This is a genomic window from Pseudomonas sp. SK3(2021) (genome assembly GCF_016772375.1).
GTDB lineage: Bacteria > Pseudomonadota > Gammaproteobacteria > Pseudomonadales > Pseudomonadaceae > Aquipseudomonas > Aquipseudomonas chlororaphis_I.
In genome coordinates, this window is record NZ_CP061943.1 from 4,919,195 (window position 1) to 4,937,623 (window position 18,429).

General features: G+C 61.5%; 16 protein-coding genes and 4 tRNA genes. 8 read left to right on the forward strand and 12 right to left on the reverse strand.

Annotated elements, in window-relative coordinates:
- Positions 1 to 20 precede the first annotated feature (20 nt).
- Positions 21 to 674 (forward strand): HAD family hydrolase, encoded by a 654-nt coding sequence (locus IF690_RS21460; protein WP_202697292.1) that lies wholly within the window; start codon positions 21 to 23, stop codon positions 672 to 674.
- A 57-nt stretch (positions 675 to 731) separates the two neighbouring features.
- Here the strand turns inward: IF690_RS21460 and IF690_RS21465 are convergent, their stop codons facing one another.
- Positions 732 to 1,676 carry an IS110 family transposase gene (locus tag IF690_RS21465; RefSeq protein ID WP_202697134.1) on the reverse strand — a complete coding sequence of 315 codons (945 nt, stop codon included), beginning with the start codon at positions 1,674 to 1,676 and terminating at the stop codon, positions 732 to 734.
- A gap of 244 nt (positions 1,677 to 1,920) precedes the next feature.
- Complete coding sequence (locus IF690_RS21470) at positions 1,921 to 2,883, reverse strand: zinc-binding dehydrogenase (protein WP_202697293.1); 963 nt, start codon at positions 2,881 to 2,883, stop codon at positions 1,921 to 1,923.
- A 138-nt stretch (positions 2,884 to 3,021) separates the two neighbouring features.
- Here IF690_RS21470 and IF690_RS21475 point away from each other — a divergent pair, with 138 nt between their 5' ends.
- Both IF690_RS21475 and IF690_RS21480 read left to right on the forward strand, forming a co-directional pair.
- A complete protein-coding gene (locus tag IF690_RS21475; protein ID WP_202697294.1) occupies positions 3,022 to 5,106 on the forward strand; it encodes a carboxy terminal-processing peptidase in 2,085 nt (694 codons plus the stop codon).
- Between the two features lie 133 nt (positions 5,107 to 5,239).
- A complete protein-coding gene (locus IF690_RS21480; protein WP_202697295.1) occupies positions 5,240 to 7,066 on the forward strand; it encodes a bifunctional diguanylate cyclase/phosphodiesterase in 1,827 nt (608 codons plus the stop codon).
- Here the strand turns inward: IF690_RS21480 and IF690_RS21485 are convergent.
- The 5 genes from IF690_RS21485 to bamJ all read right to left on the reverse strand — a co-directional run bounded on the left by IF690_RS21485 (position 7,002) and on the right by bamJ (position 9,709).
- Positions 7,002 to 7,433 carry an SEL1-like repeat protein gene (locus tag IF690_RS21485; RefSeq protein ID WP_202697296.1) on the reverse strand — a complete coding sequence of 144 codons (432 nt, stop codon included), beginning with the start codon at positions 7,431 to 7,433 and terminating at the stop codon, positions 7,002 to 7,004. The genes IF690_RS21480 and IF690_RS21485 overlap by 65 nt on opposite strands.
- Positions 7,434 to 7,805 (reverse strand): hypothetical protein, encoded by a 372-nt coding sequence (locus IF690_RS21490; RefSeq protein WP_003179080.1) that lies wholly within the window; start codon positions 7,803 to 7,805, stop codon positions 7,434 to 7,436.
- Complete coding sequence (locus IF690_RS21495; RefSeq protein WP_202697297.1) at positions 7,802 to 8,143, reverse strand: helix-turn-helix domain-containing protein; 342 nt, start codon at positions 8,141 to 8,143, stop codon at positions 7,802 to 7,804. The genes IF690_RS21490 and IF690_RS21495 overlap by 4 nt, the downstream gene beginning before the upstream one ends.
- 107 nt (positions 8,144 to 8,250) lie before the next feature.
- Complete coding sequence (locus IF690_RS21500) at positions 8,251 to 8,706, reverse strand: YkvA family protein (protein ID WP_007927824.1); 456 nt, start codon at positions 8,704 to 8,706, stop codon at positions 8,251 to 8,253.
- 289 nt (positions 8,707 to 8,995) lie between these two features.
- Positions 8,996 to 9,709, reverse strand: coding sequence for a BamJ family beta-barrel-assembly machinery protein (gene bamJ, locus IF690_RS21505; protein WP_007927823.1), 714 nt, complete (start codon positions 9,707 to 9,709; stop codon positions 8,996 to 8,998).
- Positions 9,710 to 9,968: 259 nt separating this feature from the next.
- Between bamJ and IF690_RS21510 the strand changes: the two genes are divergently transcribed.
- Both IF690_RS21510 and IF690_RS21515 read left to right on the forward strand, forming a co-directional pair.
- Complete coding sequence (locus IF690_RS21510) at positions 9,969 to 11,777, forward strand: di-heme-cytochrome C peroxidase (RefSeq protein ID WP_202697298.1); 1,809 nt, start codon at positions 9,969 to 9,971, stop codon at positions 11,775 to 11,777.
- A gap of 28 nt (positions 11,778 to 11,805) precedes the next feature.
- The gene (locus IF690_RS21515) at positions 11,806 to 12,942 is read left to right on the forward strand and encodes a catalase family protein (RefSeq protein WP_202697299.1); all 1,137 of its coding nucleotides are present in this window, start codon (positions 11,806 to 11,808) and stop codon (positions 12,940 to 12,942) included.
- A gap of 305 nt (positions 12,943 to 13,247) precedes the next feature.
- Here the strand turns inward: IF690_RS21515 and IF690_RS21520 are convergent.
- The 4 genes from IF690_RS21520 to IF690_RS21535 all read right to left on the reverse strand — a co-directional run bounded on the left by IF690_RS21520 (position 13,248) and on the right by IF690_RS21535 (position 13,777).
- Positions 13,248 to 13,324, reverse strand: a tRNA-Asp gene (locus IF690_RS21520).
- A 19-nt stretch (positions 13,325 to 13,343) separates the two neighbouring features.
- Positions 13,344 to 13,419: transfer RNA gene (locus IF690_RS21525), tRNA-Val, on the reverse strand.
- Between the two features lie 186 nt (positions 13,420 to 13,605).
- Positions 13,606 to 13,682: transfer RNA gene (locus IF690_RS21530), tRNA-Asp, on the reverse strand.
- Positions 13,683 to 13,701: 19 nt separating this feature from the next.
- A tRNA-Val gene (locus IF690_RS21535) sits at positions 13,702 to 13,777 on the reverse strand.
- A gap of 160 nt (positions 13,778 to 13,937) precedes the next feature.
- On the opposite strand from IF690_RS21535, the gene rdgC reads away from it, so the two are divergent.
- From rdgC to sugE, 3 genes are all read left to right on the forward strand, one after another.
- The gene (gene rdgC, locus IF690_RS21540) at positions 13,938 to 14,858 is read left to right on the forward strand and encodes a recombination-associated protein RdgC (protein WP_009045083.1); all 921 of its coding nucleotides are present in this window, start codon (positions 13,938 to 13,940) and stop codon (positions 14,856 to 14,858) included.
- 125 nt (positions 14,859 to 14,983) lie between these two features.
- Positions 14,984 to 15,949 (forward strand): bile acid:sodium symporter family protein, encoded by a 966-nt coding sequence (locus IF690_RS21545; RefSeq protein ID WP_202697300.1) that lies wholly within the window; start codon positions 14,984 to 14,986, stop codon positions 15,947 to 15,949.
- 118 nt (positions 15,950 to 16,067) lie between these two features.
- Positions 16,068 to 16,385 (forward strand): quaternary ammonium compound efflux SMR transporter SugE, encoded by a 318-nt coding sequence (gene sugE / locus IF690_RS21550; RefSeq protein ID WP_202697301.1) that lies wholly within the window; start codon positions 16,068 to 16,070, stop codon positions 16,383 to 16,385.
- 144 nt (positions 16,386 to 16,529) lie between these two features.
- Here the strand turns inward: sugE and IF690_RS21555 are convergent, their stop codons facing one another.
- The gene (locus IF690_RS21555; RefSeq protein ID WP_202697302.1) at positions 16,530 to 18,404 is read right to left on the reverse strand and encodes an MFS transporter; all 1,875 of its coding nucleotides are present in this window, start codon (positions 18,402 to 18,404) and stop codon (positions 16,530 to 16,532) included.
- Positions 18,405 to 18,429: the final 25 nt, after the last annotated feature.

Sequence of the window (18,429 nt, forward strand, 5' to 3'; positions counted from 1 at the left end):
ATTAAGAGAGAGCGGTACTAATGGCCCTGGCAATTTTTGATCTGGACGAGACCCTGATCCACGGCGACTGCGCCACCCTCTGGAGCGAACAGATGGGGCGCCTGGGCTGGGTCGACAGTGAGTCTTTCATGCGCCGCAACAATGAACTGATGGACGCCTACAGCCATGGCAAGCTGGCCATGGAAGAGTTCATGGCCTTCAGCCTGGAGCCGATGGCCGGCCGTACCCCGGAAGAAGTCAGGCACCTGGTCGGCCCCTGGGTCGAGGACGTGATCGAGCCGATCATTTTCAGCGACGCCTGCAAGGCCATCGCCGCACACCGCAAGGCCGGCGACCGGATCCTGGTGATCTCGGCCTCGGGCACCCATCTGGTCCAGCCCATTGCCGAACGCCTGGGCATCGATGAAGTCCTGGGGATCGAGCTGGAGGTGCTGCACGGCGTCTACAGCGGCAATACCCTGGGCACCCTGACCTACCGCGAAGGCAAGGTCACCCGCCTGCTGGAATGGTTGGATGCCGAAGAGGAAAACCTCGAAGGCGCGAGCTTTTATTCCGATTCGCGTAACGATTTGCCGTTGCTGCTGAAGGTCGACTACCCGCACGCGGTCAACCCCGACCCGGTACTGCGCGAACACGCGGAAAAGGCCGGCTGGCCGATTCACCAGTGGAAGTAAACACTGGCTGGAGGATCTGATCGTAAGCAGGCTCGCTCCCTGTAGGAGATTCTATGTCTACCCAACCGTATCAACCGCCGGTCGATACGGTTGTTGGGTCTTCATCAGGGCGAAAGCGATACGGGCCAACTTGCGGGCGAGGATGACCAGCGCTTCTGTTCGTTTCAGGCCGCGTTGCAGGTATTGCTGGTAACGCTGTTGCCAGGCGGCGGTCCTGCTTGCCGCCATGGCGGCGTTGTGGAGCAGGCGACGGATCTCCGAGTCGCCTTGCTTGCTCAGTTTGCGCCGACCGCTGTAGCGCCCGGATTCCTTGACCCGCACATCCAGGCCCAGGAAGGCGATGAACGCATCGCTGTTGCGGAAAGATCCTCGCAGGAACGCCAGGTTGAGGGCCGCAGCGGTGAGCGGGCCGATGCCTTCGATCGCCTGGCAACGCTTGGCCTGCTCAGCCAGGCCCGCCTCCTGCAACGCCTTGTGCACTTGCTCGTTAAGCCGCCGTTCCAGGCGTTTGATGCGCTCCAGTACCGGTTTCAGCTCCCGGGCCATCTGCCGGTCTTGAGCAAAACTCAGGCGCAAGGCGGTGGCGCTGCGGACCAGCGTGGCGCGCCGGCGCAGCAGCAGTTGCAGGCGCCGATAAGCCTTGCAGGCGGGGTTCCAGGGATGCAACTGGTTCTGCTCATGGGCCAGGTAACGCGCCAGCAAGCGGGCATCGCTCTGGTCGGTTTTGGCGCGGCCACCGATCCCCTTGCGGTAGTTGCTCAGGCGGTAGCCATCGATGACATAGATCCTGTGCCCACATTGGTAAGCCAGATCCGCCAGCAGGACGTGGTAAGTGCTGGTGGCCTCGATGGCCACGGCACAGTCTGCGGGCAATGTTTTCAACCAGGTCACGATCGCGCGTCGATCGTTGGCCAACGTAGCGCTTTGCTGCGTATCGAGGCGATACAGGCTCAGGTTTTCCTTGGCGACATCGATGCCGATGATGGGGGTTTGTATTGTCATGAGACGCTCCTGCAGACAAGATAAAACGACCTGTCGGGGACTCACGTTTGGCGCAGGCTTGTAGATATGGTCGGTCTTGAGGTGGTGCTCAAGCCGATGGATTCCTTATCGGCGCTTGTGGTGAACGCGAGAGTGGGGGAAATCTCCTACCGTCTGGCTTGCAGAAGCGAGTTAAGTCCCTCCACCCCGACAGGCCTACCTTAGGACATACAAGCGAGCTTGCTCGCGATAGCGATCTAAAACATCACACCAACGTCTCGTCGATCACCAGCACCAGCTTGCCCGACACCTGGTTGGTCGCCAGCTCGGCAAAGGCCGCCTCGGCGTCCTTGATCGGGAAGGTCATGGCCAGTTGCGGGCTCAAGCGCCCTTCGGCGAACAGCGGCCAGACATGCTGGCTGAGGTCGCTGAACAGATCGGCCTTGAACTGCTCGTCGCGGCTGCGCAGGGTCGAACCCAGCAACTGGATGCGCTTGCCGAGGATCTGCGCCAGGTCCAGCTGGGCTTCGCGCCCGCCCATCAGCCCAATCAGCACCCAGCGCCCGTCCAGGGCCAGCAGCTTGACGTTGTGCGCCGCATAGTTGGCGCCGACCGGATCCAGGATCACATCGTACGGCCCGAAATCCCGCAGCCCTTCCAGGCCATCGGTGCGCACCACGCCGCCCTGGGCACCCAGCGCTTCACAGTAGGCCAGGCGATCGGCGGAACCGACGCTGACCCAGCACGGGTTGCCAAACGCCTTGCACAACTGGATCGCGGCCGAACCGACACCACTGGCGCCAGCGTGCAGCAAGACCTTTTCCCCTGGCTTGAGGGCCGCCAGCTGGAACAGGTTCAGCCAGGCGGTGCTGTATACCTCGGGCAGCGCCGCCGCTTCCGCCAGGGACAGCCCTTCCGGCACCGGCAGGACATGACGGGCATCGACCACCACTTCCTCGGCCATGCCGCCCCCAGCCAGCAGCGCGCAGACCCGATCGCCGACCTGCCACGCAGAGCCCGGGCCGACCTCGCTGATCACGCCCGAGCATTCCAGGCCCAACACCTTGCTGGCGCCCGCTGGCGGCGGATAGAGTCCGGCCCGTTGCAACAGGTCGGCCCGGTTCAGCCCCGCGGCCGCCACGCGGATTCGCACTTGTCCTACGTCGCACGTCGGACTTGGCTCTTCAACCCACTCCACATGACCTTCAACGCCTTGCAATGCTTTCACAGTGCCTCCATAGTGAGTCTGGACTGAGCCCGGAGCTGTAGCACCGGGCTTTTTGCATTATGCGACCGGCCCTTGTGGAACCGGCGACTTCAAAGACGGCCTAATATGCGTTATCAATTGCCCCCGCGTCGAATCAGCATGAAGCATTTGTTCCCCAGCACCGCCCTCGCTCTTTTCATTGGTCTCGGTCTGCTGCCGATGTCGACCAATACGTTCGCAGCCAATAGCTGGGACAAACTTCAGCCGGATCGCGACGAGGTAATTGCCAGCCTCAATGTCGTCGAGCTGCTCAAGCGTCATCACTACAGCAAGCCACCGCTGGACGACGCACGCTCGGCGATCATCTATGACAGCTACCTGAAGCTGCTGGACCCGTCGCGCAGCTACTTCATGGCCAGCGACATCGCGGAATTCGACAAATGGAAAACCCAGTTCGACGACTTCCTGAAAAGCGGTGACCTGAACGCCGGCTTCATCATCTACAAGCGCTACCTGGACCGCGTCAAGGCGCGCCTGGACTTTGCCCTGGCCGAGCTGGGCAAAGGCGTCGACAAATTCGACTTCACCACCAAGGAATCCTTGCTGATCGATCGCAAGGATGCGCCTTGGCTCAAGACCACCGCGGAACTCGACGACCTGTGGCGCAAGCGCGTCAAGGACGAAGTCCTGCGCATGAAGATCGCTGGCAAGGAACCCAAGCAGATTCAGGAAACGCTGACCAAGCGCTACAAGAATCAGCTCGCTCGCCTGGACCAGACCCGCGCCGAAGATATCTTCCAGGCGTACATCAACACCTTCGCCATGTCCTACGACCCGCATACCAACTATCTGTCGCCGGATAACGCGGAGAACTTCGACATCAACATGAGCCTGTCGCTGGAAGGCATCGGCGCCGTGCTGCAGAGCGACAACGACCAGGTCAAGGTCGTACGCCTGGTGCCGGCCGGCCCGGCGGACAAGACCAAGCAGGTGGCCCCGGCGGACAAGATCATCGGCGTGGCCCAGGGCGACAAGGAAATGGTCGACGTGGTCGGCTGGCGCCTGGACGAAGTGGTCAAGCTGATCCGCGGTCCGAAAGGTTCGGTGGTGCGCCTGGAAATCATCCCGGCGAGCAACGCGCCGAACGACCAGACCAGCAAGATCGTCTCCATCACCCGCGAAGCGGTGAAGCTGGAGGAGCAGGCGGCGAAGAAGTCGATCCTCAACCTCAAGCAGGACGGCAAGGACTACAAACTCGGGGTGATCGAGATCCCGGCCTTCTACCTGGACTTCAAGGCCTTCCGTGCCGGCGATCCGGACTACAAGAGCACCACCCGTGATGTGAAGAAGCTGCTGACCGAGTTGCAGAAAGACAAGGTCGACGGCGTGGTCATCGACCTGCGCAACAACGGTGGTGGCTCCCTGCAGGAGGCCACCGAGCTGACCAGCCTGTTCATCGACAAGGGCCCTACCGTGCTGGTGCGTAACGCCGACGGCCGGGTCGACGTGCTCGAAGATGAAAACCCTGGCGCCTTCTACAAAGGGCCGATGGCGTTGCTGGTCAACCGTCTCTCGGCCTCGGCCTCGGAGATTTTCGCCGGTGCGATGCAGGATTATCACCGCGCGTTGATCATCGGTGGCCAGACCTTCGGCAAAGGCACCGTGCAGACCATCCAGCCGCTCAACCACGGCGAGTTGAAACTGACCCTGGCCAAGTTCTACCGGGTTTCCGGGCAGAGCACCCAGCATCAGGGCGTGCTGCCGGACATCGATTACCCGTCGATCATCGACACCAAGGAAATCGGCGAAAGCGCCCTGCCCGAGGCCATGCCGTGGGACACCATTCGTCCGGCCATCAAGCCAGCGGTGGATCCGTTTAAGCCATTCCTCACGCAACTGAAATCCGAGCATGACGTGCGCTCGGCCAAGGACGCCGAGTTCGTCTTCATCCGCGACAAACTGGCCCTGGCCAAGAAGCTGATGGCGGAGAAAACCGTCAGCCTCAACGAAGCCGAACGTCGGGCACAACACGCCGACATCGAAGCCAAGCAACTGACGCTGGAAAACATCCGCCGCAAGGCCAAGGGTGAAGAGCCGCTCAAGGAGCTGAAGAAAGAAGACGAAGACACCATCGCAGCCGCCGATCCGGACAAGACCAAGCCGGAAGACGACGCTTACCTGAGCGAAACCGGGCGAATTCTCCTCGATTACCTGAAGCTCAACACTGCGGTAGCCAAGCACTGAGATGATGGCAATTTAATACTGGCGCCCCTCGGAGCGTCATCAAACAGTCATCATTCTGTCGTGAAATAAAGGACTGGGCGCTGCTCTTGAATCAAGGGCACGCCCGGTCCTTTTTTTATCGACAGAGATCGCCATGACCACGACCGAACAGCTGAGTGCCTTGAGCTCAATCCTGGCTCAAAGCGGTTTGCACAGTCTGTTCCAGCCAATCATCTGTCTCTCCGAACGGCGCATTCTCGGCTATGAAGCCTTGACCCGCGGCCCGTCCAACAACCCGCTGCACTCCCCTGTCGCCCTGTTTGCCGTGGCCCGCCAGGTCGGGCGCCTCAGCGAGCTGGAAATCGCCTGCCGCCAGAGCGCCTGCAAGGGCTTCAGCGAGCAGCGGTTGCCCGGCAAGCTGTTTCTCAACGTTTCTCCGGAATCGCTGCTGGAGGCTGCCCACCAGCCCGGCCGCACCCTGCAATTACTGCAGGACTTCGGTATCCCGCCAGGCCAGGTGGTGATCGAACTCACCGAACAGACGCCGATCGATGACTTCCAGCTGCTGCACGATGCGCTGCATCACTATCGGGACATGGGGTTCTCGATTGCCCTGGACGACCTCGGCGCCGGTTATTCGAGCCTGCGCCTGTGGTCCGAACTGCGCCCGGACTACGTGAAGATCGACCGGCACTTTATCGACGGCATTCATCAGGATGCCCTCAAGCGCGAGTTTGTCGGTTCGATCCTGCAAATTGCCAAGGCCTCCCGCGCCCAGGTGATCGCCGAAGGCATCGAAGTGGCGCAAGAGCTGGAGGTGCTCACGGAAATGGGCGTGGACCTGCTGCAGGGTTACCTGCTCTGCCGCCCCCAGGAGCATCCGCCCCGCGATGGCCGCAATCTGCTGCCCAAGCGCGAAAGCCCCCCCGCGACGCTCAACGACGAAGGCAGCGACCTCAATGCCCTGCTCAACGAACAACCGGCGGTAGCGCGCAACCTACCGACGGCCACGGTGCTGGAAGCCTTCCGTCGCCAGGCCAACCTCAACTCGCTGGCAGTGCTCGATGAACAGGGCCAGCCCTGCGGCATCGTGCACCGCCATTCGCTGTCCGACGCCCTGCTCAAGCCCTTTGCCACCGACCTGTTTGCCCGCAAGCCCATCAGCCGCCTGATGAACGACGACTTCCTGGCGGTGGAGCTCAGCCAGTCGCTGCAACAGGTCAGCCGCCTGATCACCAGCCGCGCCCGGCAACGAATCGAAGAGGACTTCATCATCACCCTCAACGGCAGCTACCTGGGCCTGGGGCGGGTGATCGATGTGCTCAAGCTGATTACCGAGCTGAAAATCCAACAGGCGCGCTATGCCAACCCGTTGACCCTGCTGCCTGGCAACGTGCCGATCCAGCAGTGCTTGACCCACCTGCTGCAACAAGGGCGGGAATCGCTGATCTGTTACGTGGATATCGACAGCTTCAAGCCCTTCAACGATATCTATGGCTACGGCCGTGGCGATGAAGTGCTGCTGTGTCTGGCGCAGTGCCTGAATGACCGGGTGGACCCCAGCCGCGATTTCGTCGGCCATATCGGCGGCGACGATTTTCTCCTGGTATTGGGCCCCGAGGACTGGCAAAGGCGCCTGAACCAGGTGCTGGACGACTTCCACAGCCAGTGTCGGCGCTTTTATCGTAGCGAACACCTGGAAGCCGGCTGCTTCATCGCCCCCAACCGCCAGGGCATTCGCCAAGAGTTTGCCTTGCTGTCACTGTCCATTGGCGTGGTGCATCTGTATCCACAGGCCTGTGGACAACTCGATGCCAGCCAACTGGCCGAGCTGGCCTCACAAGCCAAGCACCATGCCAAGAATGTGCCGGGCTACAGCATTCATGTGATCGACAGCCGCCAGGTGGCCGGCGGCTTTACGGCTGACGCGGACCGGCCTGCGGATCCGCTGTACTCGACTGATTCAACTGCGCCAGCTTGACCTCGGCCAAGGGGTGCCCGGCTTCCGCCGCCAGCGTCCACCAACGGGCGGCTTGCGCCGCATCCGCGGCCTTGCTGGGCGAACCGGCCAGGCTGATGACGCCCATCTGATAGGCCGCCTTGGCGTCCCCGGCCAACCCGGCAAGACGCAACAGGCGTATGCCTTCTTCGCGAGCCCCCAGGCCCTGGCCACGAAAGGTCAGGATATGGCCATAAAAGCTCTGCGCCCCGACGTCCCCCAGGTTCGCCATGCGCGCCAGTTGCCCCTCAAGCCAGCGCCAGCCCCGGGGCTGACGTACAAACCAGGACCAATGAAACAATCGGCGGGCCAGCCAGTAGCCAGCCCGCGCCTTGAGGCGCCAGTACACTCAGGCTTCCGCCGACTCAGGGTATTCGTACTCGAATACACGCACCACTTCCGAGGCATGCCATGAAGCGGCCGCGACCCCGTCGGAAGGCCCGGAAAAACGCCCGAGGCGCTCCACACACTCGAAAAAACCGGTGCGGGGCAAACGGCTCGCCCCCTGGCTGATCACCAGCGAACTGCGCAGCGGCTGCTCCGCACGCGCATCCAGCGCGGCCAGATGCTCAAGGGCCGCTGTCAGGGTCTGCATGGCGGGGCTGGGTAGCTGCAAGCGCTCAAGCAGAGCGCGATAGGTCAAAAGATGGCGTTGCCGACGGGCCTGGTCGAGTTCCCCCAACAGGCCATCCCAATGTTGACGACTGATCCTTACGCTCACGATTCATCCCTCCAACCCGGAACCGTCAATTCCCAGGCCAGGCTACGGCGTATAGCGGCGTCCGGTTGACGCTCACCGCTTTCAATCATGGCCAGATATGACGGACTGATACCTACCGTACGGGCAAGCGCCTCGATGGCGATGCCCTTGGTTTCACGCAAACTGCGGAGTTGATCCAGACCCGGAAGCGCCTGGTCGGCTGCGGTCGCGACAGGTCCCCTGGCCTCTCGCGGAGATTGATCGGTGATACCTGTGGCCTTTAGCAAAGCCTGATACTGAGCCCATGGCAAAACCGCATACTCGGGCTCGCCATCGCGTGCAATTATCTGAATATCCATTACTACCCCGTAGGACGACACATAACGAGTCGGACTTTTCCTTATGAAGTGTAATCCTAACAGTCACTAAGGTCGCGGGGGCATCGTTGTATGGATCCGAATTCACCTCAGTTTTTCTTCGGACCTTCCAATTGCAGCTGTTCCGGGGTGTCGGGCAAACGCTCCACCACCGCCAGCTTCTCCGGTTGCTGGCGATTGCGCCAGGCGCGAAAGGCGCTGAGTTCGCCATCCAGGGTTTTCATGATCCAGGCCAGCACGGCGATGTCGTCGAGCATGCCGAACATGGGCAGGAAGTCCGGAATGGCGTCCAGCGGACTGAGAAAGTACATCAGGCCCGCGACCACCGATAGCAGCGCCTTGGGGCTGATGGCGCGGTACTCGCCACGCCAGTAAGCCAGGCACAGGGCCTGCAGCAGGCGCAGATCGTCCTTGAGCTTGCCGAGACGACCGCCTTGCAAGGCGCCTTTGCTGGCCACGGCGAACAACAGGGTCGGCAGCCGGCCACGGCTGAGCAAACGGCCGGCCAGGGGCAGGAAGCGGGCAAAATTCCAGGGTGCTTTCATCGTCACTCCCACTGAAATGTTATCCACACAAATTGTGGATAACCTTGTGAACAGAGCCGCTTTTCACAGCTGAAAGCCCCGTTTTACAAGGGCTCGGCTCAGATCGGGCGTTTTTTACTCACATAAAAAAACCCATAATTTCATTGACTTGGCAGCCTCATGCGGCTAGCCGCAGCACGTCCTGTTAAGACTATGCCTTATGTCGTGGGTTCGCATTTTTTCCCGGACCAACGACCAGATACGACAACGCCCCGTAAGGACGGGGCGTTGTCATTGAACCAGACGAAGATTACTTGGCGTCGTCTTGTTTCGCTGGATCCTTGATACCCAGCAGTTCCAGCTCGAACACCAGCACCGAGTTGGCCGGAATGGCCGGGCTCGGGCTCTGTGCGCCGTAGGCCAGATCGCTCGGGATGTACAGTTTGTACTTCTCGCCGACGTGCATCAGTTGCAAGCCTTCGACCCAGCCCGGAATCACGCCGCTGACCGGCAGATCGATCGGGCTGCCGCGCTCGACCGAGCTGTCGAACACAGTACCGTTAGTCAGGGTGCCGGTGTAGTGAACGGTCACCACGTCGGTCGGCTTAGGCTGGGCGCCATCGGCCTTCTTCAGCACTTCGTACTGCAGGCCCGAGGCGGTAGTGGTCACGCCAGCCTTCTTGCCGTTTTCTTCGAGGAATTTCTTGCCGGCTGCTGCCGACTCTTCGCTGATCTTGGCCATGCGCTCTTCAGCACGCTTTTGCAGCGCGGCGAAGGCTTCGACCAGTTCGTCGTCTTTCAGCTTCTGTTCTTTCTTGCCGATGGCATCTTCGATGCCCTGGGCTACCGCTTTGGAATCCAGGTCATCCATACCTTCCTGGGCAAGGCTTTTGCCCATGTTCAGGCCGATACCATAGGAAGCTTTCTGCGCCGGGGTTTTCAGCTCCACGCTGGTCTGCGAGTCACAACCCGCGAGTACCAGGCTAACCAGGGCTACCGCCGCCGCTAACCGATGCTGTTTCATGCTATTTCCTTGTTCATGCGCCTAAAGGGCATTCGAGTAAAGCCGCGAGCTTATCAGGCGGCCACGACCAATGGCTACCGGCATGAGAGCCGGATTAGTCCGATAAGTTCACGTGTTTAAAAGCATTTCGCCAGCCATTACAACGAACATGGAAAAGAACACTTCGAACGCAAAGTAATGACAACCGGACGTAATGGCCACTTGCCCGGCAGTTTGCCCTGAGGCATAAGAGAGCCACAACTCGACAAGGATGTTTATCTTGCGCCTCTTATCCCGTGCTCTGCTCCTGATCCTCGCCCTGATCGGCGTCGCCCTGGCCGCGGTCCTGTATTACGTGGCCAATCCGAAATTGCCCGACTATGTGCCCGCCCGGCAGGTGCACTATCAGGATCAGTGGAGCGCCGCCGACCGCCAGACCTATTACTTCACGCCCCAGGGTACCCAGGTGAAGGGCCTGCGCTATGAGTGGTTCGCCGCCCTGGAACTGCCCTTCTCCACGCAGCGCTTCGCCGCGCCGCAGTACCTGGCCCGCTTCGGCTTCCTGGTGGACCCGGCGCAGCAGGCCAGCGCCGATAACCCGGCGAACCTGCCGGTCGGTTTCACCCGCCACCGGAACCCTGGCAGTCCACAGCAGTACCTGGACATCACCTGCGCCGCCTGCCATACCGGTGAGCTGCGCTACAACCAGCAGGCCCTGCGGATCGACGGTGGCTCGGCACAGCATGTACTGCCCTCCAGCGTGCCCACCCTGCGCGGCGGCAGCTTCGGCCAGGCACTGGTCGCCAGCCTGGCGTCGACCTATTACAACCCGTGGAAATTCGAGCGGTTCGCCCGCAACGTGCTGGGCCAGGACTACGACGCCGAGCATGAACAGCTGCGCAAGGACTTCAAGGCGTCGCTGGACACCTTCCTGCGCGTCGCCTGGAACGACACCCACCGTGGCCTCTACCCTACCGAAGAGGGCCCCGGGCGCACCGATGCCTTTGGCCGGATCGCCAACGCCAGCTTCGGCGACGCCATCTCCCCCGACAACTACCGGGTGGCCAACGCGCCGGTGGATTATCCCCAACTGTGGGACATCTGGACCTTCGACTGGGTGCAGTGGAACGGCTCGGCCCAGCAACCCATGGCCCGCAATATCGGCGAGGCGCTGGGTGTCGGCGCCACCCTGAACTTCTTCGATCCCCAGGGCCAGCCGCTCAAAGGCGATGCCCGGTACCCGTCGAGCGTTCGGGTGCGCGATCTCAATCGCATCGAAGAAACCCTGCAACGACTGAAACCTCCGACCTGGCCGGAAGGCCTGTTCGGCAGCATCGACAAGCCACTGGCCGCCAAGGGCCGAGCGCTGTTCGCGGAAAACTGTGCGGGCTGCCATGTCCCGCCGGTCACCGAGGTCAACGGACGTCCGGTGCAGCAACTGAAGATGCTGCCGGTCGCGGTAATCGGCACCGACCCCAATACTGCCAACAATATTGCCGACCAGCGTTATGACCTGAGCGCGCTGCAATGGGATGCCGCCGAACTGGCACAATCGAATGTCGAGCTGCACCCAACACCTGGCGAGCCGCTGGACATGCACCAGCTGTCCGTGGCCAAGGGCCTGGCCTATGTCACGGCCTTCGTCGAGGAGCGTGCTTACCGGGACACCCAGGTGACCCCGGCCGAGCGGCCACGGCTCGACGGCTACGGCCTGCCGATCGGCGTTCGCGAACTGCGTGCCTACAAGGCCCGGCCGCTGGCTGGGGTATGGGCTACCCCGCCCTTCCTGCATAACGGTTCGGTGCCCAGCCTGTACCAGTTGCTCTCGCCTCAGGCCGAACGCGCCAGCACCTTCTATAAAGGCACCTTCGAATACGATCCAAAGCACCTGGGCTACCGCACCGAGTCGTTCAAGAACGGCTTCCTGTTCGATACGCGGATCAGCGGCAATCACAACGGTGGGCATGAGTTCCGCTCGGGCAAGCGTGGCGACGGGGTAATCGGTCGCCTGCTGCAACCCGAGGAACGCTGGGCGCTGCTGGAATACCTGAAAGTGCTGGGCGGGCCGCTGGAGGCGCAACTGCCATGACCCACACCCTCATTCAAAGGACGGGCTCATGCTGATCACCTTATGGCTGCGCATGGGTGCGCTGCTGCTCAAGACGCTTGTGCTGCTGGTGCTGATCGCGTTGCTCGGCTGGGCGCTGAGCAGCGCCTGGTCCATCTGGCGCTACCAGGGACCGGTCTCGACCGAAGAGCAGGTCCCGCCCGGCGAAGCCGCCATGACCCGGGACATCATCCAGACCGCCGTGCGCATCGTCGATCAGCACCGGGATAACACCCGTTACCTGCGCGACGCCCACGCCAAGGCCCATGGCTGCGTAAAAGCCGAGGTCCAGGTGCTCGAGCAACTGGCGCCGTCGTTGCGCCAGGGCGTGTTCGCCGAACCCGGCAAGACCTGGCAAGCCATGGTGCGGCTGTCCAACGGCAATGCTTATCCGCAGTTCGACAGCATTCGTGACGCACGCGGGATGGCGATCAAGTTGCTGAATGTGCCCGGCCCCCAGTTATTGAAGGAGCAGCAGGGCCGTGGCGAGCAGGATTTCGTGATGTTCAACCATCCGAGTTTCTTCGTCAGCGATGTCGCCGAGTACAAGCAGAATGTCGCCGCGCAGGCAGACGGAAAAAAGGTCGGGGCCTTTTTCCCCGGCTGGGATCCACGTACCTGGCAGGTTCGGCATCTGTTCATCGCCCTGGCCACCCTGTCGCCGCCCCCGGCCAGCCCGACGCAAACCCGCTATTTTTCGGTCTCGCCCTACAAGTTCGGCAGTGCCAACGCCAAGTTCCGCGTCGCACCGGATCCGGACAGCTGCCCGGCGTACGACCTGCCCCCACAGAACCAGGCCCAGCCCAACTTTCTGCGCAACGCCCTGAACCAGCAGCTATCGACCGATCGCGTGCCGGCCTGCTTGGTATTGCAGGTGCAGCGCCAGGACCCAAGCCACTACATGCCCATCGAAGACACCAGCATCGAATGGCGAGAAAGCGATGCGCCCTTCGAAACCGTGGCGCGAATCAGGATTCCCGCCCAGGACTTCGATACCCCGCAGCAGAACCTGCAATGCGACAACCTGTCCTTCAACCCCTGGTTCGGCCTGGAGGCGCACCGCCCCATCGGCGGTATCAACCGTCTGCGCAAGGCGGTGTACGAAGCGGTCAGCGACTATCGGCACAGTCGCAATGCCGAGCAGTGAGCCACAAACGAAAAAAGCGGCCCGCAGGCTAATGCCGATCAGTTAAGGCTTTTTGTAGGAGCGGCCGGTCGACGCTCGATTGCTCGCGAAGAACTCCAGCACAGCGCGTCAAACCAGGCAGTACGCGTTATCGTTGACGTTTTTCGCGAGCAAGCTCGCTCCTACAGTCGAGCCAATCGCTTAACTGATCGGCATTGGCCCGCAGGCCGCTTTGTTGAGGGTATTTAATACCCCAGACAGCAAAAAGCCCGCGTTAGCGGGCTTTCTGTAATGAGCTGGCGTTCAGTATTCCAGCTCATCGAATATGGCGCAGCGGACGGGACTCGAACCCGCGACCCCCGGCGTGACAGGCCGGTATTCTAACCGACTGAACTACCGCTGCGCGTAGCGTTGAAAGCAAGTGGTGGGTGATGACGGGATCGAACCGCCGACCCTCTGCTTGTAAGGCAGATGCTCTCCCAGCTGAGCTAATCACCCTTTACCTTCGTTGCGGGGCGCATTATTACACAGAAATTCATAACGTGCTGATTTAAATAACAAAATTATCAAAAAAAGCTGAATTTCGATGTATCGGGCGCCGCACATGAAACACAGGCACAAAAAAGCCCGCGTTAGCGGGCTTTCTGTGATGACCTGGCGTTCAGTGTTCCAGATCATCGAATATGGCGCAGCGGACGGGACTCGAACCCGCGACCCCCGGCGTGACAGGCCGGTATTCTAACCGACTGAACTACCGCTGCGCGTAACACTGAAAGCGAATGGTGGGTGATGACGGGATCGAACCGCCGACCCTCTGCTTGTAAGGCAGATGCTCTCCCGGCTGAGCTAATCACCCTTCACGTTCGGTGTGGCGCGCATTCTACGGAGCGTCCCCAGCTCTGGCAAGCACTTTTTAAAATAATTTTTTCAGGCCTTCCAAAGGCTTAGCGGAGGGTTGGCCTATGGAGCTGCGCGGAGAATAATGCCCCCCTTTGTATAAAGGAGAGATTCACCCCATGTGGTTCAAGAACCTGCTTATCTATCGCCTGACCCAAGATCTGCCCTTTGATGCTGAGGCGCTGGAAACCGCACTGGCCACCAAACTGGCGCGTCCATGTGCAAGCCAGGAGTTGACCACTTACGGTTTCGTCGCGCCATTCGGCAAAGGCGAAGATGCGCCGCTGGTACACGTCAGCCAGGACTTCCTGCTGGTCGCCGCGCGCAAGGAAGAACGTATTCTGCCTGGCAGCGTGGTGCGCGACGCGGTCAAGGAAAAGGTCGAAGAGATCGAAGCCGAGCAAATGCGCAAGGTCTATAAAAAGGAACGCGACCAGATCAAGGATGAAATCATCCAGGCCTTCCTGCCCCGCGCCTTTATCCGTCGTTCCTCGACTTTCGCCGCCATCGCGCCGAAACAGGGCCTGATCCTGGTCAACTCGGCCAGCCCGAAACGCGCCGAAGACCTGCTCTCCACCCTGCGCGAAGTGCTCGGTACCTTGCCAGTGCGTCCGTTGACCGTGAAGACCGCGCCGACCGCGATCATGACCGACTGGGTAAAAACCCAACAAGCCGCCGACGACTTCTTCGTCCTCGACGAGTGCGAACTGCGCGACACCCACGAAGACGGCGGCATCGTCCGTTGCAAGCGCCAGGACCTGACCAGCGAAGAAATCCAGCTGCACCTGAGCACCGGCAAGGTGGTCACCCAATTGTCCCTGGCCTGGCAGGACAAACTGTCCTTCATGCTCGACGACAAGATGACGGTCAAGCGCCTGAAGTTCGAAGACCTGCTGCAGGATCAGGCGGAACAGGACGGCGGCGACGAAGCCCTCGGCCAATTGGACGCCAGCTTCACCCTGATGATGCTGACCTTCGGCGATTTCCTCCCGGCGCTGTTCGAAGCCCTGGGTGGCGAAGAGATTCCACAAGGCATCTGACCTTGTAGCAGCCAGCAGGCTGGCGACCGGCCGCCTCCGGCCTTATTGCCAGCCCGCTCGCTCCTGCGGGAGCATCACAGACGCCACCGCTTTCGGTGGCGTTTTCATATAAGAAGGAACAGGCCATGCGTGCACTGGCAGCATTAAGTCGTTTTGTCGGTAATACCTTTGCGTACTGGGTACTGATTTTCGCGGTAGTGGCGTTCTTGCAGCCGGACTGGTTCATCGGCCTCAAGGGTGCCATCGTGCCGCTGCTGGGCCTGGTGATGTTCGGCATGGGCCTGACCCTGAAGCTCGAAGACTTCGCCGAAGTTGCCCGCCATCCATGGCGCGTGGCCCTGGGTGTAGTCGCGCATTTCGTGATCATGCCGGGCGTGGCCTGGTTGCTGTGCCAGGTCTTCCACCTGCCGCCGGAGATCGCCGTCGGTGTGATCCTGGTCGGCTGCTGCCCGAGCGGCACGTCGTCCAACGTCATGACCTGGCTGGCCCGCGGCGACCTGGCGCTGTCGGTGGCGATCGCCGCCGTCACCACCCTGCTGGCGCCGTTGCTGACCCCAGCCCTGATCTGGCTGCTGGCCTCGGCCTGGCTGCCGGTTTCGTTCATGGAGCTGTTCTGGTCGATCCTGCAAGTGGTGCTGCTGCCGATCGTGCTCGGGGTGATTGCCCAGCGCGTGCTCGGCGACCGGGTGCGGCATGCGGTGGAGGTATTGCCGCTGGTGTCGGTGGTCAGCATCGTGATCATCGTCACTGCGGTGGTAGCCGCCAGCCAGGCGAAAATCGCCGAGTCCGGGCTGCTGATCATGGCCGTGGTGATGCTGCATAACAGCTTCGGCTACCTGCTGGGTTATTTCACCGGCCGCCTGTTCAAGCTGCCGTTGGCGCAACGCAAATCCCTGGCCCTGGAAGTCGGCATGCAGAACTCCGGCCTCGGCGCCGCCCTGGCCAGCGCCCACTTCTCGCCGCTGGCGGCGGTGCCGAGCGCACTGTTCAGCGTCTGGCACAACATTTCCGGGGCACTGCTTTCCACCGGGTTCCGCCGCATGAGCGAAAAGGACGACCGCGCACTGGCTGCCCAGCAGGCGAGCGATTGAGGCGAAACCTTGATCCCCGGATTAATGATGGGCACTATACTGCGCAACGCGGGGACGACCCCGCGGCTCGATCGAGTCATCAATCTGGGGACGACCCCGTCAATCGATGGAGGTCATCATGTCCTGGATCATTCTGTTTTTCGCCGGCCTGTTCGAAGTGGGCTGGGCCGTCGGCCTCAAGTACACCGACGGCTTCAGCCGCCCTCTCCCCACTGCCCTGACCATCGCCGCCATGGCGATCAGCCTCGGCCTGCTGGGGCTGGCCATGAAGGATCTGCCGCTGGGCACTGCCTATGCCATCTGGACCGGGGTCGGCGCAGTCGGCACGGTGATCGCCGGGATCGTTCTGTTCGGTGAGTCCATGGCGTTGTTCCGCCTGGCCAGCGTGGCACTGATCATTACCGGGCTGGTCGGCTTGAAGGTCAGCGCGGCCTGATCCCTCTGTAGCCGCTGCCGCAGGCTGCGACCGACCGGCACGGTCGCAGCGCTCTGAAGATCACCAGAGGTCTGGCGGCAGATCGGGAACCAAGACCCTGCGGGCCTTATCGCAGCCTCGCAGGCTCGGCAGCGGCTACAGGTATCAGCGCACGGAGCCGCGCAGCTCACCGACCAGGGTTTGCAAACGGGCCGGTTCGGCACTGTCGGCTGCCACGGCCGAGCCAGCCACCAGGGTCACTCGCGACCACAGGCGGCGGAACAACCCCTTGCTTGGATCGCGGCTGAAAAAGCTGCCCCACAGCCCCTGCAACGCCAGCGGAATCACCGGTACCGGCGTCTCTTCGAGAATCCGCGTCAGCCCACCCTTGAACTCATCGATCTCGCCATCGGCGGTCAGCTTGCCTTCCGGGAAGATGCACACCAGCTCGCCGTCCTTGAGGTAGCGGGCAATTTGGTTGAATGCCCTTTCGTAAATCTGGATGTCCTCGTTGCGCCCGGCAATCGGAATAGTCCCGGCGGTACGGAAGATGAAGTTGAGCACCGGCAGGTTGTAGATCTTGTAATACATCACGAAACGAATCGGCCGCCGTACCGCGCCGCCAATCAGCAAGGCATCGACGAAGGACACGTGATTGCACACCAGCAACGCCGCGCCTTCGTCCGGGATCGCCTCCAGGTTGCGATGCTCGACCCGGTACATGGAATGGCTGAGCAGCCAGATCATGAAACGCATGCTGAACTCGGGAACGATCTTGAAGATATAGGCGTTGACCGCGACATTCAGCAGCGACACCACCAGGAACAGCTGCGGGATCGACAACTTGGCCAGGCTCAGCAACACGATCGAGACGATCGCCGACACCACCATGAACAGCGCGTTGAGAATGTTGTTCGCGGCAATCACCCGCGCCCGCTCGTGCTCCGGGGTCCGCGACTGAATCAGGGCGTACAGCGGCACGATGTAGAAACCGCCGAAGATGCCCAGGCCGAGAATATCGATCAGCACCCACCAGGCATGGCCATAACCGAGCACCTCGATCCAGCCGTAACCCGCCTCGCTTGGCGCAATCCCGCCGGAATGCCACCACAACAGCAGGCCGAACACCGTCAGGCCGAACGAGCCAAAGGGCACCAGGCCGATCTCGACCTTACGTCCCGAGAGCTTCTCGCACAGCATGGAACCGACAGCGATCCCCACCGAGAACACGGTGAGGATCAGCGTGACCACCGTCTCGTCCCCGTGCATCCACTCCTTGGCGTAGGCCGGAATCTGCGTCAGGTAGATCGCCCCGACGAACCAGAACCACGAGTTGCCGACGATCGAGCGCGACACCGCCGGCGTCTGCCCCAGGCCCAGGCGCAGGGTGGCCCAGGACTGGCTGAAGATATTCCAGTTCAGGCGCAGCTCCGGGGTGGCCGCCGCGGCCCGGGGAATGCCCCGACTGGCGAGGTAACCGAGTACGGCGACGGCAATGATCGCCGTCGAGACGATGGATGCGTAATGGACCGAGGACATCATGATCCCGGCGCCAATGGTCCCGGCAAGAATCGCCAGGAAGGTGCCCATTTCCACCAGGCCGTTGCCGCCGACCAGTTCTTCCTCCCGCAACGCCTGGGGCAGGATCGAATATTTCACCGGGCCGAACAGCGCCGAGTGAGTGCCCATGGCGAACAGCGCCAGCAGCATCAGCGACAGGTGATCGAAGACAAAACCCACCGCCCCCACCGCCATGATCACGATCTCGCCGAGCTTGATCAGGCGGATCAGCGCGTCCTTGGCGAACTTCTCGCCGAATTGCCCGGCCAGCGCCGAGAACAGGAAGAACGGCAGGATAAACAGCAAGGCACAGAGGTTGACCCAGATCGAGCGGTCACCCTCGATGACCAGCTTGTAGAGAATGGCGAGGATCAGCGACTGCTTGAAGATGTTGTCGTTGAACGCACCGAGGGACTGAGTGATGAAGAACGGCAGGAAGCGCCGCGTACGAAGCAAGGTGAACTGTGAGGGGTGACTCATCTTCCATGTCCCTGAGTGGCTTGGA

Bases quoted from the DNA above. Each gene is read 5' to 3' on its own strand.
- IF690_RS21500 (WP_007927824.1), bottom strand. From the start codon at position 8,706: ATGAAAGCACCCTGGAATTTTGCCCGCTTCCTGCCCCTGGCCGGCCGT.
- IF690_RS21480 (WP_202697295.1), top strand. From the start codon at position 5,240: ATGACCACGACCGAACAGCTGAGTGCCTTGAGCTCAATCCTGGCTCAA.
- IF690_RS21495 (WP_202697297.1), bottom strand. From the start codon at position 8,143: ATGGATATTCAGATAATTGCACGCGATGGCGAGCCCGAGTATGCGGTT.
- IF690_RS21465 (WP_202697134.1), bottom strand. From the start codon at position 1,676: ATGACAATACAAACCCCCATCATCGGCATCGATGTCGCCAAGGAAAAC.
- IF690_RS21460 (WP_202697292.1), top strand. From the start codon at position 21: ATGGCCCTGGCAATTTTTGATCTGGACGAGACCCTGATCCACGGCGAC.
- IF690_RS21545 (WP_202697300.1), top strand. From the start codon at position 14,984: ATGCGTGCACTGGCAGCATTAAGTCGTTTTGTCGGTAATACCTTTGCG.
- sugE (WP_202697301.1), top strand. From the start codon at position 16,068: ATGTCCTGGATCATTCTGTTTTTCGCCGGCCTGTTCGAAGTGGGCTGG.
- rdgC (WP_009045083.1), top strand. From the start codon at position 13,938: ATGTGGTTCAAGAACCTGCTTATCTATCGCCTGACCCAAGATCTGCCC.
- bamJ (WP_007927823.1), bottom strand. From the start codon at position 9,709: ATGAAACAGCATCGGTTAGCGGCGGCGGTAGCCCTGGTTAGCCTGGTA.
- IF690_RS21475 (WP_202697294.1), top strand. From the start codon at position 3,022: ATGAAGCATTTGTTCCCCAGCACCGCCCTCGCTCTTTTCATTGGTCTC.
- IF690_RS21515 (WP_202697299.1), top strand. From the start codon at position 11,806: ATGCTGATCACCTTATGGCTGCGCATGGGTGCGCTGCTGCTCAAGACG.
- IF690_RS21555 (WP_202697302.1), bottom strand. From the start codon at position 18,404: ATGAGTCACCCCTCACAGTTCACCTTGCTTCGTACGCGGCGCTTCCTG.